Here is a 260-nt window from a genome sequence, read left to right as displayed (position 1 = left end):
GTTTGTGGTCGAACTCGTCATAGGGCATCGGCGGCGCGACCGGCTCCTTGCCCTCGCGCGCGTTGAAACTGGTGCCGTCATCGTCGAAGAATTCCTGCGACTGCACCCAGATTTCCTGCGCATCCTCACCCGCTGTTTCAACTTCGACCTCGTTGACCATCTCGGTGACCGAGACGTATTTGCGGATCTGCGGCGCTTGCGCCGGCGCGGTGTCAAAGTCGAGCTCTTCGAAGTCCCACAGCACCCTGTTGTCGCAGCGA

Annotated in this window: 1 protein-coding gene; it reads right to left on the bottom strand. The window is 60.8% G+C overall.

Translation table 11 applies throughout. The annotated features are described in order from the left end of the window. The coding region (locus JI667_RS21965; RefSeq protein WP_206858607.1) for a hypothetical protein at window positions 1–260 on the bottom strand (260 nt) is incomplete at both ends.

This window comes from Bacillus sp. NTK074B (assembly GCF_017303375.1).
Classification (GTDB): domain Bacteria; phylum Bacillota; class Bacilli; order Bacillales; family Bacillaceae_B; genus Rossellomorea.
The sequence above is the reverse complement of the archived record's forward strand: the minus strand, read 5'-3'. Positions and strand labels throughout refer to the sequence as shown.